The organism is Streptomyces sp. NPDC001137, assembly GCF_040298885.1.
Classification (GTDB): Bacteria; Actinomycetota; Actinomycetes; order Streptomycetales; family Streptomycetaceae; genus Streptomyces.
Map to the genome: position 1 here is coordinate 503,201 of NZ_JBEPBA010000002.1, position 13,542 is coordinate 516,742.

Annotated in this window: 15 protein-coding genes; 6 read left to right on the plus strand and 9 right to left on the minus strand. The window is 72.7% G+C overall.

The window, feature by feature from the left end; genetic code table 11:
• Positions 1 to 7: 7 nt before the first annotated feature.
• Complete coding sequence (locus tag ABT254_RS05270; protein WP_351463741.1) at positions 8 to 733, plus strand: class I SAM-dependent methyltransferase; 726 nt, start codon at positions 8 to 10, stop codon at positions 731 to 733.
• A gap of 18 nt (positions 734 to 751) precedes the next feature.
• On the opposite strand, the gene ABT254_RS05275 is transcribed toward ABT254_RS05270, so the two are convergent.
• Positions 752 to 2,827 (minus strand): ATP-binding protein, encoded by a 2,076-nt coding sequence (locus ABT254_RS05275; RefSeq protein WP_351463744.1) that lies wholly within the window; start codon positions 2,825 to 2,827, stop codon positions 752 to 754.
• Between the two features lie 104 nt (positions 2,828 to 2,931).
• Between ABT254_RS05275 and ABT254_RS05280 the strand changes: the two genes are divergently transcribed.
• Positions 2,932 to 3,834 carry an MEDS domain-containing protein gene (locus ABT254_RS05280; RefSeq protein WP_351463747.1) on the plus strand — a complete coding sequence of 301 codons (903 nt, stop codon included), beginning with the start codon at positions 2,932 to 2,934 and terminating at the stop codon, positions 3,832 to 3,834.
• 84 nt (positions 3,835 to 3,918) lie between these two features.
• Positions 3,919 to 4,026, plus strand: a complete 108-nt coding sequence (locus tag ABT254_RS05285) for a hypothetical protein (RefSeq protein WP_502971928.1) — start codon at positions 3,919 to 3,921, stop codon at positions 4,024 to 4,026.
• Here ABT254_RS05285 and ABT254_RS05290 read toward each other — a convergent pair.
• The 4 genes from ABT254_RS05290 to ABT254_RS05305 form a co-directional block, all read right to left on the minus strand.
• On the minus strand, positions 4,004 to 4,759 hold the full coding sequence (locus ABT254_RS05290) for a GntR family transcriptional regulator (RefSeq protein WP_351463750.1): 756 nt from the start codon (positions 4,757 to 4,759) through the stop codon (positions 4,004 to 4,006). The genes ABT254_RS05285 and ABT254_RS05290 overlap by 23 nt on opposite strands.
• 130 nt (positions 4,760 to 4,889) lie before the next feature.
• On the minus strand, positions 4,890 to 6,056 hold the full coding sequence (locus ABT254_RS05295) for a serine hydrolase domain-containing protein (protein ID WP_351463753.1): 1,167 nt from the start codon (positions 6,054 to 6,056) through the stop codon (positions 4,890 to 4,892).
• Positions 6,057 to 6,145: 89 nt separating this feature from the next.
• Entirely contained in the window at positions 6,146 to 6,550 is a 405-nt protein-coding gene (locus tag ABT254_RS05300; protein WP_351463756.1) for a nuclear transport factor 2 family protein, read from the minus strand.
• 12 nt (positions 6,551 to 6,562) lie between these two features.
• Complete coding sequence (locus ABT254_RS05305) at positions 6,563 to 7,531, minus strand: acetylxylan esterase (protein ID WP_351463759.1); 969 nt, start codon at positions 7,529 to 7,531, stop codon at positions 6,563 to 6,565.
• Positions 7,532 to 7,649: 118 nt separating this feature from the next.
• Here ABT254_RS05305 and ABT254_RS05310 point away from each other — a divergent pair, with 118 nt between their 5' ends.
• Positions 7,650 to 9,008, plus strand: a complete 1,359-nt coding sequence (locus ABT254_RS05310; RefSeq protein WP_351463762.1) for an 8-oxoguanine deaminase — start codon at positions 7,650 to 7,652, stop codon at positions 9,006 to 9,008.
• 67 nt (positions 9,009 to 9,075) lie between these two features.
• Here ABT254_RS05310 and ABT254_RS05315 read toward each other — a convergent pair whose 3' ends face one another.
• Positions 9,076 to 9,675: a TetR/AcrR family transcriptional regulator gene (locus tag ABT254_RS05315; RefSeq protein ID WP_351463765.1), complete on the minus strand. Its 600-nt coding sequence runs from the start codon at positions 9,673 to 9,675 to the stop codon at positions 9,076 to 9,078.
• Positions 9,676 to 9,920: 245 nt separating this feature from the next.
• Here ABT254_RS05315 and ABT254_RS05320 point away from each other — a divergent pair, with 245 nt between their 5' ends.
• Both ABT254_RS05320 and ABT254_RS05325 read left to right on the plus strand, forming a co-directional pair.
• Positions 9,921 to 10,571: a peroxiredoxin-like family protein gene (locus tag ABT254_RS05320; RefSeq protein ID WP_351463768.1), complete on the plus strand. Its 651-nt coding sequence runs from the start codon at positions 9,921 to 9,923 to the stop codon at positions 10,569 to 10,571.
• 100 nt (positions 10,572 to 10,671) lie between these two features.
• Complete coding sequence (locus ABT254_RS05325; RefSeq protein ID WP_351463771.1) at positions 10,672 to 11,025, plus strand: VOC family protein; 354 nt, start codon at positions 10,672 to 10,674, stop codon at positions 11,023 to 11,025.
• A 326-nt stretch (positions 11,026 to 11,351) separates the two neighbouring features.
• Here ABT254_RS05325 and ABT254_RS05330 read toward each other — a convergent pair whose 3' ends face one another.
• The 3 genes from ABT254_RS05330 to ABT254_RS05340 form a co-directional block, all read right to left on the minus strand.
• A complete protein-coding gene (locus ABT254_RS05330; RefSeq protein WP_351463774.1) occupies positions 11,352 to 11,933 on the minus strand; it encodes an Rv1733c family protein in 582 nt (193 codons plus the stop codon).
• 154 nt (positions 11,934 to 12,087) lie between these two features.
• Complete coding sequence (locus tag ABT254_RS05335) at positions 12,088 to 12,870, minus strand: ferredoxin reductase (protein WP_351463777.1); 783 nt, start codon at positions 12,868 to 12,870, stop codon at positions 12,088 to 12,090.
• Positions 12,863 to 13,468, minus strand: a complete 606-nt coding sequence (locus tag ABT254_RS05340; RefSeq protein ID WP_351463780.1) for a sulfite oxidase-like oxidoreductase — start codon at positions 13,466 to 13,468, stop codon at positions 12,863 to 12,865. Before ABT254_RS05340 ends, ABT254_RS05335 begins: the two co-directional genes overlap by 8 nt.
• Positions 13,469 to 13,542: the final 74 nt, after the last annotated feature.

Consider the following 13,542-nt stretch of genomic DNA (forward strand, 5'->3'; position numbering starts at 1 on the left):
GACGCTGATGTTCAGCCCCGAAGGTCCCAGTGTGCGCGAGCTCGCCGTCCAGGCGCTCTCGTCCGTCGAGCACGGCTACGACCTGCTCGCCCCGAAGTTCGACCACACCCCCTTCCGGACGCCCGACGCGGTGCTCGACGCCGTCGCCTCGGCGCTGGCGCGGACCGGGCCCGTCGACGCGGGGCTCGACCTGTGCTGCGGTACCGGGGCGGGAGCCGACGTGCTGGCGCGGGTGTGCCGGCGCAGCGTCACGGGGCTCGACTTCAGCGCGGGCATGCTCGCCGTGGCCCGGCGGGACGTACGGCCGACCGGGCCGGCGGTGTCCTGGGTGCGGGGGGACGCCCGCACGCTCCCGTTCGCTCCCGGCTCCTTCGACCTCGTGGTGAGCTTCGGGGCGTTCGGGCACTTCCTGCCCCGCGAACTGCCGGGGCTGTTCGCCCAGGTCCACTCCGTGCTGCGGCCCGGCGGCCGCTTCGCCTTCCCGATCCTGGCCCCGCCGAGGCCCACCTCCCCGGCGTTTTGGATGCTGCTCGGCTTCGACGCCGTCATGCGGGTGCGCAATGCCCTGTGGCGGCCGCCGTTCGTCATGTACTACCGGGCTTTCCGGCTCGGGGACGTGCGGCGGGAGCTGGAGTGGGCCGGGTTCCGCGTGGGCCTTGAGGAGCTGCCCGAGTTCGGGCGACGCGGCGACGGCAGCCCGCGCGTGCGGATGGTCACGGCCGTGCGTTCCTGACCAGGGCCAGGCGACTCGTCACAGGCCGTTCGGGTCGGCCATGCCGCCCAGCGCCAGTGCGATCGCCGCGTCCGGCCCCAGCTCCCGCCCCTCGCGCACCGCTTCGGCGAACCGGGCGTCCCCCAGCGAGGCCCGCAGCCTGCGCTCGTACTCGCGGTGGAAGACCGTCAGGTCGGGCCTGCCGAGCTGCGGCAGGCCCGCCGCGTGCCACAGCCGCCGGCTGATGCCCAGCAGACGGGCGGCGAGTTCCTCCTCGCCCCGCGAGGCCTGCGCGACCACCAGCAGGTCGGCGACCGCCGCCGCGCCGATCCGGTCGTGCACCCGCCACTTGGCGGCCAGTGCCTCGCGCGCCGACAGCACCGCCTCGTCCGGATGGCCGAGACCGATCCCGGCGAGAGAGACGAAGAAGTCGCCCCAGGCCCGCATCCACAGCTCCCCGCGCTTGGCGCACTCGGCACGCAGCCGCGCCGCGACCGCCGCGCACCGCTCGAAAGCGGCCTGGCTTGCCAGCAGATACGCCTGCACGGCCAGCGTCAGCAGCTGGAAGAACTCGGCGCCGCCGTCCCCGGCCGGCGCCTGCCGGACACTCCCGTACAGCACCGCCGACCGCGCGGACTCGCCGCGCACCGCCAGGCTGGCCCCGGTCAACGGCAGCGCGGGCACCGGCAGTCGACGCTCCTCGGCCAGCCACACATAGGCGGCGCTCACCGACTCGGCCGCCTCCAGGTCGTCCGGGACGACGGTGACCAGCCGGTGCGCCCAGACCGCCAGGGTGTGCTCGGGCCCGCCGCCCTCGGGGGTGTGGCGCAGCGCCCGCTCCAGATAGGTGCGGCCCTCCTCGGCGAACCCGCAGGCGAACCAGAAGAACCAGAGGCTGCCGGTGAGTTCGAGCGCGGTCTCGGGCTCGTGCGCGGCCAGGCACTCCTCGATCGCCAGCCGCAGATTGGCGTGTTCCGCGGTCAGCCGCTCGGCCCACATCCGCTGGCCGGGCCCGAGCCATTCCGCCTCGCCCTGGCGGGCGATCCAGCGGAAGTAGTCCCGGTGGCGGCGGCGCACTGCCTCCGCCTCGCCGAGGCCGGTCAGCCACTCGGCGCCGAACGAGCGGACCGTGTCCAGCATCCGGTAGCGCACCGCCGCGCCCTCGCCGTCCCGGGCGACGATGGACTTCTCGGTGAGCGAGGCGAGCAGGGCGAGGATCTCCTCCGCGTCCAGGGGGCCGCCGTGGCACACGAATTCGGCCGCCTCCACGTCCCAGCCGCCCGCGAACACCGACAGCCGCGCCCACAGCAGCCGTTCCAGCGGTGTGCACAGCTCATGGCTCCAGCCGATCGCGGTGCGCAGCGTCTGGTGCCGGGCAAGACGCGGCCTGGCGGGCGAGACAAGCAGGTCGAAACGGGAGTCCAGGCCCTCCAGGAGCCGGTGCAGGGGGAAGCCGCGCAGCCGCACGGCGGCCAGCTCCAGCGCCAGCGGGATCCCGTCGAGACGGGCGCAGACCGCGGCCACATGCACCCGGTTGGCGTCGGTGAGCGCGAACGAGGGCACCGCGGCCGCCGCCCGGGTCGCGAACAGCGCCACCGCGTCGTCGCGTTCCCCGAGCGGCAGCGGCGCCACCGTCAGCAGATGCTCTCCGGGCACGCCAAGCGGCTGCCGGCTGGTGGCGAGAATCCGCAACTCCGGAACGCTCGCGAGCAGTTCCTGCGCGACCCGCGCGCACTCGTCCAGGACATGCTCACAGGTGTCGAGCACGAGCAGCACGGGCGCCCCCGCGAGGTGTTCGGACACCGCCTGCAGCAGGGGCCGCAGTGTCTGCTCGGTCAGCCGGGTCGCCTGCGCCACCGTGTTCGTCAGCAGATCCGGATCCCTGAGCTCCGACAGCTCCACCAGCCACGCCCCGCCCGGGAACCCGGCCTTCGCGGCGTGCGCGGCCCGCAGCGCAAGACGGGACTTGCCCACACCCCCGGGCCCCGTCAGCGTCACCAGCCGCTCGGTCCCCAACAGCCCCGATATTTCTGCGAGTTCGAGCCGACGGCCGACGAACGCGTTCGCCTCGGCGGGAAGGTTGCCGATCCTGCCGCCCTGCACAGAGGCCGCCATCGTCCCCCCTCACCCGGAACCGATGGCGGACACGATAACCCCTCACGGCAGGGCTGCTTCCGGCGTAGCGTGGAAGCGGTCCGTCCACCGAGGGAGGTACGGGGATGGCCGTCCCACCCACCCTGAAAACCGTGGGGCAGATGCGCCAGGGAGACCACCTGTTCCTCGGCTACGACACGGACGAGGAACGCGAGACCGTCCTCGTCGCTTTCCTGCTGGACGGCCTGGCCAGCGGGCAGCGCGGCCTCCTGCTGCCGCCCGCCGACATCCCGGCCGGCGTCGCCCTGTCCTTCCTGGAGGCGCACGGCTGCCGGGTGGACGAGGAACTCGCGGCCGGCCGGCTGCGCGTCGACCCGCACCTCGCGGGCCCCGAGGGACTGTGGGACCTGGACGAGGTGATCCGCCGCGAGACCCGGCGCGCTGTCGGCGACGGCTTCCTCGGCCTGCGCGTGTGCACGGAGATCCTGCGCGCCCGGGCCGGCAAGGAACTCAAGACCCTGCGCGACAGCGAACTGCTGCTCGACCCCGTCTTCTCCTCGCTGCCGGTCCTCGGCATCTGCCAGTACGACCGCCGCATCTTCGACGAGACGGAACTCGCCCCGCTCGCCGGGCTGCACCACGGCCGGGTCGGCGCCGACGACGTATGGCGCGACGACCTCCTCGTCATCACCCGCACCTTCGCACCCCCCGGCCTCGCCCTGGCCGGAGAGATCGACGACACCAACGTCACGGCCGTCGCCCGCGCCTTGCACACCGAGACGGCCCGTGCCCGGGCCCGCGCGGCGGACGGCCCCCGCATCCACCTCGACCTGCACGAACTGCGGTTCATCGACGTCGGCGCCCTGCGCCTGCTGGTGTTCACGGCGCTCGCCCTGTACGCGGCGGACGGCACCCTTGAACTGTCCGGCGTGGCCCCGGGCGTCCAGCGGGTGATGCGGGTGACCGGCTGGGACCGGGTGCCGGGCCTGCACCTCCAACCGGAAGGGCAGGAAGCAGAAGGACCGTGACCGGCTTCGCCACGGCCGCACCGCCGCCGCGCGCTCGCCGCGTACGCCCGCCGCCCGGGGCTGACCGGGCGGCGGACGTACGACCTGGTGACGGCGGTGCACGAGAGCGTCGTCAACGCTGTCCGCTACGGCGGCGGACACGGCCTGGTGCGGCTGTGCCGCCCCGGGCTCACCCCGCGGCGGGCAGCGTGAACTCGTAGACCAGGGCGTCCGGTTGGGCGTCCACGACCAGGTCGGTGATCTCCAACGGTCGCGCGTACTGGTCGTGCACGCGCCGTCTGACCCGCACCGAGGGCTCGTCCGCGAGCGGGGTGATGGAGTCCCGGTGGTGCAGGGTCAGGCCCGCCCTGCGCATCCAGTCGTAGGCGCGGCGCAGCTGGGCCGATGCGGCGCCGTCGGCACGGTCGCGGTAGCGGGCCAGCTCCTCGACCTCGGCGAGCGCCACCGCGGAGAACGAGGTGACGGCCGTGCGGCGGCCGCGGCCGTCGGCGCCGGCCGACTCGTAGCGGTGCACGAGCGTCTGCGAGCGTGGGGCGAGCCCCAGGGCCTCGGCGTGCTCGGGCGGGGGCGTCTCCCAGGTGACCGTGGCCCGGTCGACGGCACACGGGTCCGCGACCCGGGCGCCGACCGGGAAGGTCAGCGAGGACGCCGTCTCCACCGGCAGACCGGGCAGCGTGGCGTGGCTGCCCCGCCGGTCGGTGGCGACCAGACCGTCCCGGCGCAGCACCTCCAGCGCCTGCCGGACGGTCTCCCGGCTGACACCGAAGTGCCCTGCCAGCTGCCGTTCGCCCGGAAGCCGTTCACCGGGCGGGACGGTGCCGTCGCGCAGCTCGCCGAGCAGCTGCCTCGCGACGCGCCAGTACAGCGGGTCCCCTCGGTGGTCGCCTTCGGTGGGGGGAGGGTCGTGCGGGGTGGTGCGGGCCATGCCGCGCCTCCTGTTGGTGACGGAACGTAGCCGTGCGGGCTCATTGCGCCACCAGATCTAGCATTGGTCTAAACCACCAGGGAAGACCGGCTTGGTGGTTCGGCCGAAACCGGCCCGCGCCGAGCGCTGCTCACAGCGCCCGGTACACGGCCTCGACCAGAGCCATCTTCCGCGGGTCGTCCGCGATTTGAGGCCCCATCCGGTTCATCACATACCCCACCGACACCCCCGCCTCCGGGTCGGCGAGCCCGCAGGAACCGCCGAAGCCGTCATGTCCGAAAGCCCGCGGGTTCGGCCCGTACGAGCCGTTCGCACCGCTCAGCCACAGGCCGAGGCCGATCTCCGTCTCATGTCCGAGCCCGGCGCCGAGCACCAGGTCCAGGCAGCTGCCCTGCCCCTCGCGCACCCGCTCGACCGCCTCGGGGGACAGGATGCGGTGGCCGTCGTACGAGCCCTGGCCCGCGAAGATCCCGTACAGCGCGGCGACGGCCCGCGCCGTGCCGTGCCCGTTCGCGGCCGGGATCTCGGCGGCCCGCCACTCGGGCGTGTTGGCCTCGCCTGCGCCCACCAGCGGATTGGCCAGGGCGGCGAGCGCCTCCGGCCCCAACTGGCTGAAGATCGCCGCCTGTTCGCTGCTGGAAGCCGCCGGCGGATGCACCAGCTCGGCCGCCCGCCCGGCATCCTTCTCCGGCAGCCCGACGGTGAAGTCGATCCCCAGCGGCCCGGTCACCTCCCGCTCCAGAAAGGCCCCCGGCAGCAGCCCCGAGACCCGCCGCACGACCTCGCCGACGAGGAATCCGTAGGTGAACGCGTGATACCCGGACCGCGTCCCCGGCTCCCACCAGGGCTCCGTCGCCGCCAGCCGCCGCGTGGTCAACTCCCAGTCGTAGAGCTGCTCCAGTGAGTGCGGCTCCCGCAGCCCGGACAACCCCGCCCGGTGCGACAGCAGATGCCGCACGAGAACCTTGTCCTTGCCGGCCTCGGCGAACTCGGGCCAGTACGCGGCCACCGGCGCGTCGAAGTCCAGCAGTCCCCGGTCGGCGAGGATGTGCGCGCACAGCGCGGTCGGACCCTTGGTCGTCGACCACACGTTGACCAGCGTGTCGCGCTCCCAGGGCCGGGTGCGCGCCGCATCGGCCCAGCCGCCCCACAGATCCACGACGGTCCTGCCGCCGACGGTGACGGCGACGGCCGCACCGAGCTCCGCCCGCTCCCGGAAGTTCTCCTCCAACGCCGTCCGCACCGCCGCGAACCGCTCGTCGCAGTAACCGTGCACCTCGGGCTCGTGTTCCGCCATGGGGCCCTCCGTCGTCCGCCGGGAAGCCGGGCCGCGACGCTGCGGCCCGGGCAACCTGAACGTACCGACTGGTCGGACTGGAGGGAAGGTCAGAGGAGGAACAGCTTCCCGGCGGGCTCCTGGTGACCCTCGGCCGTATGCCAGTAGTCCCGCGTCTCGACGGCCAGGCCCGCCCCGTCGAACCGCACGAACACACAGCCTGCCAGGGCCGAGGCGACGCCGCCCTCCTCGGCCAGGACACGGAACTCGGCCACCGCCACCCCGTCCTGGCCGACGACCGGCGGTGAGAACCGCACGTCCGTCGCCCGCTCCTGTGCGAACGACCAGCGCAGATACCCGGCCAGCTCGCCCCGCCCCCGATGCGGCTCGCGGAACGGCATCGAGCGGTGGACGCAGTCCTCGGCGTACAGCTCAAGGAGCGCGTCCACGTCGTGCGCGGCCCACGCCCGCTCCCAGACCCGCACGAAGTGTTCGGCGGCCTCACGCGTGTCCATGCCGCTCACTCCTCACACGTACGACCGCAGCCACTTCAGCTTGGCCGCCTCCTGGAAAGGACCGCCGCCCTCGTGGTCGTTGAAGTCATACACCTCGATCGCCTTGTCGTCGTGCGCCCACGCGTTGAACGCGGCGAAGACGGTGGAGGGCGGGCAGGTCTGGTCCTCCAGGGCCGCCGAGAACAGGGCGGCGGCCCGGCCACGGGAGGCGAAGTGCACCCCGTCGAAGTAGGACAGGGTGCGCAGGACGTCCGCGGTGCGGCCGCGGTGGGTCTTGAGGAACAGGCCGATCTCACGGTACGGGTGCCGGTCCGTCACCGTCGCCGCGCGCGGGAAGTCGCACAGGAACGGCACGTCCGGGGCGATCGCGGTCAGGTCCGGGACGAGACCGCCCACCGCGAGGGTGATGCCGCCGCCCTGGCTGCCCCCGAGGGCGGCCGTGCGGGAGGCGTCGGTGAGAGGGTGCGAACGGGCCGCCTCGACGGCACGCACCGCGTCCGTGAACACCCGCCGGTAGTAGTAGTTCTCGGGCGCGTCGATGCCGCGGGTCATGAAGCCGGGGTAGGCGGGCGCGCCGCCCACCGGGTCCGCGGTGTCCCCGCCCCCGCCCCAGCCGCTGCCCTGCCCGCGCGTGTCCATCACGAAGTGCGCCCGGCCCGTGGACGCCCACAGCAGGTGCTCGTGCGGCAGGCCACGCCCGCCGCCGTAACCGAGGAACTCCATCACCAGCGGTATCGGCTCCTCGGTCGCGGCGGGCAGCGTCAGCCAGCCCTTCACCGGGTGCCCGCCGAACCCCGCGAAGGTCACGTCGTACACGTCGACCGTCGTCAGACCCGTGTCGACCGGTTCGAAACGGGCGTCCAGATCGTGCTCGCGGGCCTCCTGCAGCGTCTTGGACCAGAACGCGTCGAAGTCCTCTGGCTCGACGGACTCGCTGCGGTAGTCGCGGAGCTCGCCGAGGGGGAGGTCGAACAGAGCCATGTAGGACCGCCTTTGCGAAGGGGCAGTTACCGAAGGACACTGCGGACGATCACACCGTACGTGGGTGGTCGGACGACTCGCCAGGTCTGTGCGGCGGTACCTGGCTACGATGGGCGCCATGACGTCAGCCGTGGATCTGCTGGTCAAGGACGCCGCTCTGGTGGTTGTCGACGGGGAGAGCGAGATCCCCGGCGGCTGGGTGGCCGTCAGCAATGGTCGGGTCACCGCCGTGGGCACGGCCGGGACCGAGCCCGAGGCCCGTACGACCGTCTCCGCGGCCGGACGGCTCGTCACCCCCGGCCTGATCAACACGCACCATCACATCTACCAGAACCTCACCCGCTCCTACGCCCCCGCCGTGAGCGGCACCCTCTTCGACTGGCTGACCACCCTCTACCCGCTGTGGTCCGCCCTGGACGAAGAGGCCGCCTACGTGTCGGCGTACGTCGGCATGGCCGAACTGCTGATGGGCGGCTGCACCACCTCCTCCGACCACCTGTACGTCCACCCCCGCCCACGCCTCGTGGACGCCGAGATCCGCGCCGCCCGCGACATCGGCTTCCGCTTCCACGCGACCCGCGGCTCCATGACCCGCTCCGTCGAGGACGGAGGACTGCCCCCCAGGAGCGTCACCCAGACCGTCGACGAGGTGCTCGCCGACAGCGAGCGGCTGATCAAGGCCCATCACGACCCGGCGCCGGGCGCGCTGATCCGGGTCGCGCTCGCGCCCTGCTCGCCGTTCTCGGTGACCAAGGAGGTCATGACGGCGACCGCCGAACTCGCCGAACGCCACGACGTGCGCCTGCACACCCACCTCGCCGAGGACCACGACGAGGACGCTTACTGCCTCGAGACCTACGGCTGCCGGCCCGTGGAGTACTTCGAGGACTGCGGCTGGATGAGCGACCGCACCTGGGTCGCCCACTGCATCTACCCCAACGACGACGAGCTCGGTCGGCTCGCGGCAGCGGGCGTGGGCGTCGCGCACTGCCCCAGCTCCAACATGCTCATCGGCGGGGGCACCGCGCGCGTCAAGGAGATGCGCGAACTCGGCCTGCCCGTCGGCATCGGCTGCGACGGCTCCGCCTCCACCGACCACGCCTCCCTCTGGATGGAGACGCGCGGCGCCCTGCTGCTGGGCCGCTACCGCGGCGGACCCGGTGCGATGACCGCCCGCGACGCCCTCGACATCGCCACCCGCGGCTCCGCCCGATGCCTCGGCCGCGCCGACGAGCTGGGACATCTGCGCCCGGGCGCCTGCGCCGACATGGTCGTCTGGGATCTCCACGAGGTCGCCCTCGCAGGCGCGTTGAGCGACCCCGTCGAGGCCTGGCTGCGCTGCGGACCGGCCCGCGCCTGGACGACGGTGGTCGGGGGCCGGGTCCTCATCGACCGGGGCGAGCCGGTGCTGCCGGGCCTGGCGGAGGCGCTGCGGGACCACGGGCGGATCGCGCGGAGGATGCAGCAGGGGGCGTGACCGGGACATCCCGCGCCCGGGCACTGTGCCTACCCCGATCCCGGATGAGAACCCGACCCGCGGAGGTCTACGCCGCCGCCGCGACTCCGAGCGAGTCGAGGGCGGCGGCCACCGTCCTTCGCAACGACGCGGCGTCGGCACCGGCACGCGAGCGCAGGTTGACCCCGTAGGCGAGCAACGCCAGCAGATCCGCGGCAGCACCAGGATCGACCCCGGGGGCGAGCTGCCCCTGGCGCCCGGCGGTCACCAATGCCGCGTACAGCGCCTCGCGCAGCTCCCGGTGGTGCTGGTCCAGGACGCGGCGCACCTCCGGATCACCGTTCTCGGCCCCGGCGTGCGCGTTGGAAACCATGCAGCCCCATCGGGCGTACTCACCCGAGCAGCGCGCCTCGATCAGGCCGGCGAAGAACTCGGAGACGGCCGGCAGACCCCGCTCGTCCTCGGCCAGGCGCCGGAACACCGGCTGGGAGCGCTGCTCCAGATAGCGGCGCAGCGCGGCAAGGTACAGCTCCTGCTTGCCGCCGAAAGTGGCGTACAGGCTGGAGCGGTTGAGCCCGGTCGCGGTCACCACGTCCTGGATCCCGGTCGAGGCCATGCCCTGCCGCCAGAACAGCCGCACCACGGTTTCCAGGGTGGCGTCCGGATCGAAGTGCTTGATGTCCGGCATGGTCCACCCCACCATCCTGAAATGAGGATTCCAAGATACTCCCGGTTCGCACGCCGCCGTTGAGCAGTCCAACTCGCCGCTCTCATCAAGGCGTTCGCTCTGACCGGCCGTCACCCACCCACCAGCCTATGGCCGATGAGTGCCGCGGCCGGGCTGGCGCGGGACCACGCACACCCTTATCTTGGAACGGTCATTTCAAGATTGACCGGTCCCGCTCCAGTCGCCGACCAGGAGGAACGAGCACCATGACCACCCTGAACGCCGAACTGCGCACCTTCTACGAAGCGCGTCAGCAGCAGATCCCGGCCGAAATACGGGAGATCATGCGCCGGGCGGGCCAGGAACTCGCCGACTCCGGCCAGGCCGACCACGCCCTGACCGTCGGCGCCCAGGCCCCACGCTTCACCCTCCCCACCGCGACCGGACAGACCGTGAGCCTCGAGAGTCTGCTGACCGACGGCCCGGTCGTGCTGACCTTCTACCGCGGCGCCTGGTGCCCGTACTGCAACATCGCCCTGCGCTCACTCCAGCGCCACCACGAGGCCATCACCGCCCGCGGCGCCCGCCTGGTGGCCGTCTCCCCGCAAATCCCCGACGGGTCCCTCACCCTGACGGAGAAGCACGCCCTCACCTTCGACGTCCTCAGCGACGTCGGCTCCGACACCGCCAAGCAGTACGGCCTCGCCTTCGACCTCCCCGACGACCTGGCCGCCGTCTACGACAAGCTCGGCTTCGACCTCCAGCGCGTCAACGACGGCCACCCGCGCACCCTCCCGCTGCCCGCCACCTACGTCATCGACCGCGAAGGCACCATCCGCTGGGCGTTCGTCGACACCGACTACACCACCCGCGCCGAACCCGCCGACATCCTCGCCGCCCTCGACGCACTGGACTGAAGACCCCGGCTGCTTCAAGCGCATCCGCTGCGGCCAAGCACCGGCGGCGAAGCAGGCGTGGTACCGGTTCGGCCGATCGCCTTCCTGGCAGGATGGCGGCATGGAACGTGTGCTTGGAATCGGTGGTTACTTCCTGCGCGCCGCCGATCCGGCGGCCCTGAGCGCCTGGTACCGCGACTGCCTGGGCCTGGACGCCGACGAGAACGGTCTGTGGCGCCCGGAAGCCGGGCCGACGGTGTTCGCGGCGTTCGAGTCCGAGAGCGATTACTTCGGGTCCCCCTCCCAGCAGACCATGCTCAACTTCCGGGTCCGCGACCTGGATGCGATGCTCGCGCAACTGCGAGCCAAGGGAGCGGACGTGGCCGAAGAGACACAGGACATGGAAGGTGTCGGCCGATTCGGCTGGGTCACTGATCCCGAAGGCAACCGGATCGAGTTGTGGCAGCCCGCCTGAGCGCGTCGCGTCCCTGAGGCCGGCTTGTACATGAGGCCGGGGCGGGGCCGGATCTTCGTGGCTTCTGTCAGTACGGCGGTCAGCCGGCGAGCCGCGAGACTGCCCGTCGGTGGCTGCGGTGTGCCCGGGGCGCGGGGCCCGGAGCCCAAGGGCATGGCCAGGCACAGGGGAGAAGGCAACGCGAGTGTCCAGCGGTCGGTGCCGACGTCTGGGCGGACTTCACCGCCAACACGCCACTCGAGATGCCGCGCTGCCGCGCCTGACCAACGACCGGACGCTGTGCGGCCTGCCTGCGGTCATCGCGCCGGGGCAGGTCCGCGAGCGGGTCACGCCCGGCGCCGCGTCCACTCGGGCTCCGTCCGTGCCCACTCCCGCTCCCATTCGTCCAGCCGGTGCCTGGTGGACACCCGCCGTACGACCGTGTGGGCCACCAGGACCGCGGCGACCGCGCCGCCCGCGGCGCAGATGCCGATGGTCACGGTGTGCTGCCAGACCTGGGTCTCGCCCGGCGGCGGGGGAGCGGCCCTGCCTGCGCCGTCGAACCACACGTCGACCGTGTCGCCGTGTTTGGTGCCCGCCGGGACACGAGCGTTCGCGGTGTGTGTGCCGGTCGCGTCCGTCCAGCGCACATCCACGCGGTACGAGTTGTCCCGGCTGCCCTGTACCGACGGCAGCCGCTCGGGCGTCCTGCCGACGACCTCGGCCCGCACCCGGTGGCGTTCGGCGCGCTGCGCCGACGCCACGGCCCGCGCCTCGTCATGGGCCCACCAGCCCGCGAGCGCTCCCGCCAGTGGCGCGCCCACGAGCAACAGGACGGCGACGACCAGCGCCGTCCACGCCTCGACCACGTCCGACCGGCGCCGCAGCGGATTGCGCCGCCAGCGCCAGCCGTGCACCCGGGTTCGCATGTCGACCTCCTCGCCGTCGCCGGAGCCGGAGGGGCCGTATGGTCTTTGGTTCGTATTGTCCCTCCCCACCGCGTATATGCGCGAGTGCCCAGGAGAATCAGGTACCCAGCGCAGGGGAGATCGCTCAATCTGCCGGGCCCCGCCATCGGGAGTGTCAGCCGAAGCGTTCGATGCGGATCCGGTCCACGGGCTGGCCCGCCTCGACGAGCAGCCGTGAGGCATGCTCGGCGAAGGCGTTCGAGCCGCACACATAGGCCTCCCACCCGCCTGGGGGTTGCTCGGCCAGGAGCGGTGCCACATGTGCGGCGGCCAGACGGCCCACGGGCGTACCCGCCGGTGCGCGGCGCGTGAACACGGGTGTCGTCTCGGCGCCGAACTCCCGGGCGTAGATGAGGTCTTCGGGAGTGCGCGCGGACACCAGCAGCCGCAGCGGCACCTCCAGCCCGCGCGCCCGGTGGTGCCGCACCATCGACATCAGGGGTACGACCCCGGAGCCCGCCCCGAGCAGCAGCGCGGGCCGGTCGCCCGGCCAGGCGAAGAAGCCGCTCAGCGGGCCGCGGACCTCGACCTGGTCACCGGGCTCGGCCACGGTGTGGAACCAGCCCGAGACCTCGCCGCCCTCCACATGGTCCAGGGTCAGCTCGATGTGCCCCGGGTCGTCGGGCGCGGACGCGAGCGAATAGTGGCGCTGGGCCACATAGCCGTCCGGTGCGGTCAGCCGCAGCATCAGGTGCTGGCCGGGCAGATGCCCCTCCCAGTCGGGCACCGCGAACCGGAAGGTGGCCGCGTGCGGGGTCTCGCGGCGGATCTCGGTGAGCGTGGCGGTCTGCCACACCGAGGCCGCCCGGATGCTCACGGCGATCCGGCCGGGCACGGCGAAGCGGGTCGGGGGAGTGAACCCGGCGGAAGGGGACGGTTGCGTCAGTTGCTCAGTCACCGGAGTACCGCTGCTCCTGCCAGGGGTTGCCGCGCGCGTGGTAGCCGTTCTGCTCCCAGAACCCCGGCTCGTCGTGGTCGAGGAGCGTCAGGCCCGCGATCCACTTGGCGCTCTTCCAGAAGTACAGGTGCGGCACCAGCAGCCGGGCGGGCCCGCCGTGCTCGGGGGCAAGGGGCTGCCCGTCGTACTCCCAGGCGATCCAGGCCCGCCCGCCGGTCAGGTCACCGAGGGGGAGGTTGGTGGTGTAGCCGGTGTGCGAGTAGGCGACGGCATGGGTGGCCGACGTATGGGGGCGCACCTCGTCGAGGAAGGCGTCCAGGGACACACCCGCGAACCGCACCCCGAACTTCGACCAGCTCGTCACGCAGTGGATGTCGCCCTCGTACGCCGACTCCGGCAGCGCGTGCGCCTGCTCCCAGTCCCAGGTGTGCGGCCGTTCCACCAGGCCGTCGACGCGGAAGGTCCAGTCGGCGGGCGCCAGTTCGGGGGTGACCTCGGCGGACAGGACGGGCCAGTCGTCGCCCGCGTCGTACTGACCGGGCGGCAGGCCCGGATTGTCGACGCGGGCGCGCCCGGCGAAGCCTCGGGTGACGTTCATGCGGATCCAGCGGGACGGAAGTGATTGCTTACGCATCCAACCGTACGGGTTCGTGAGGGGTGCTCCGGCCCCGG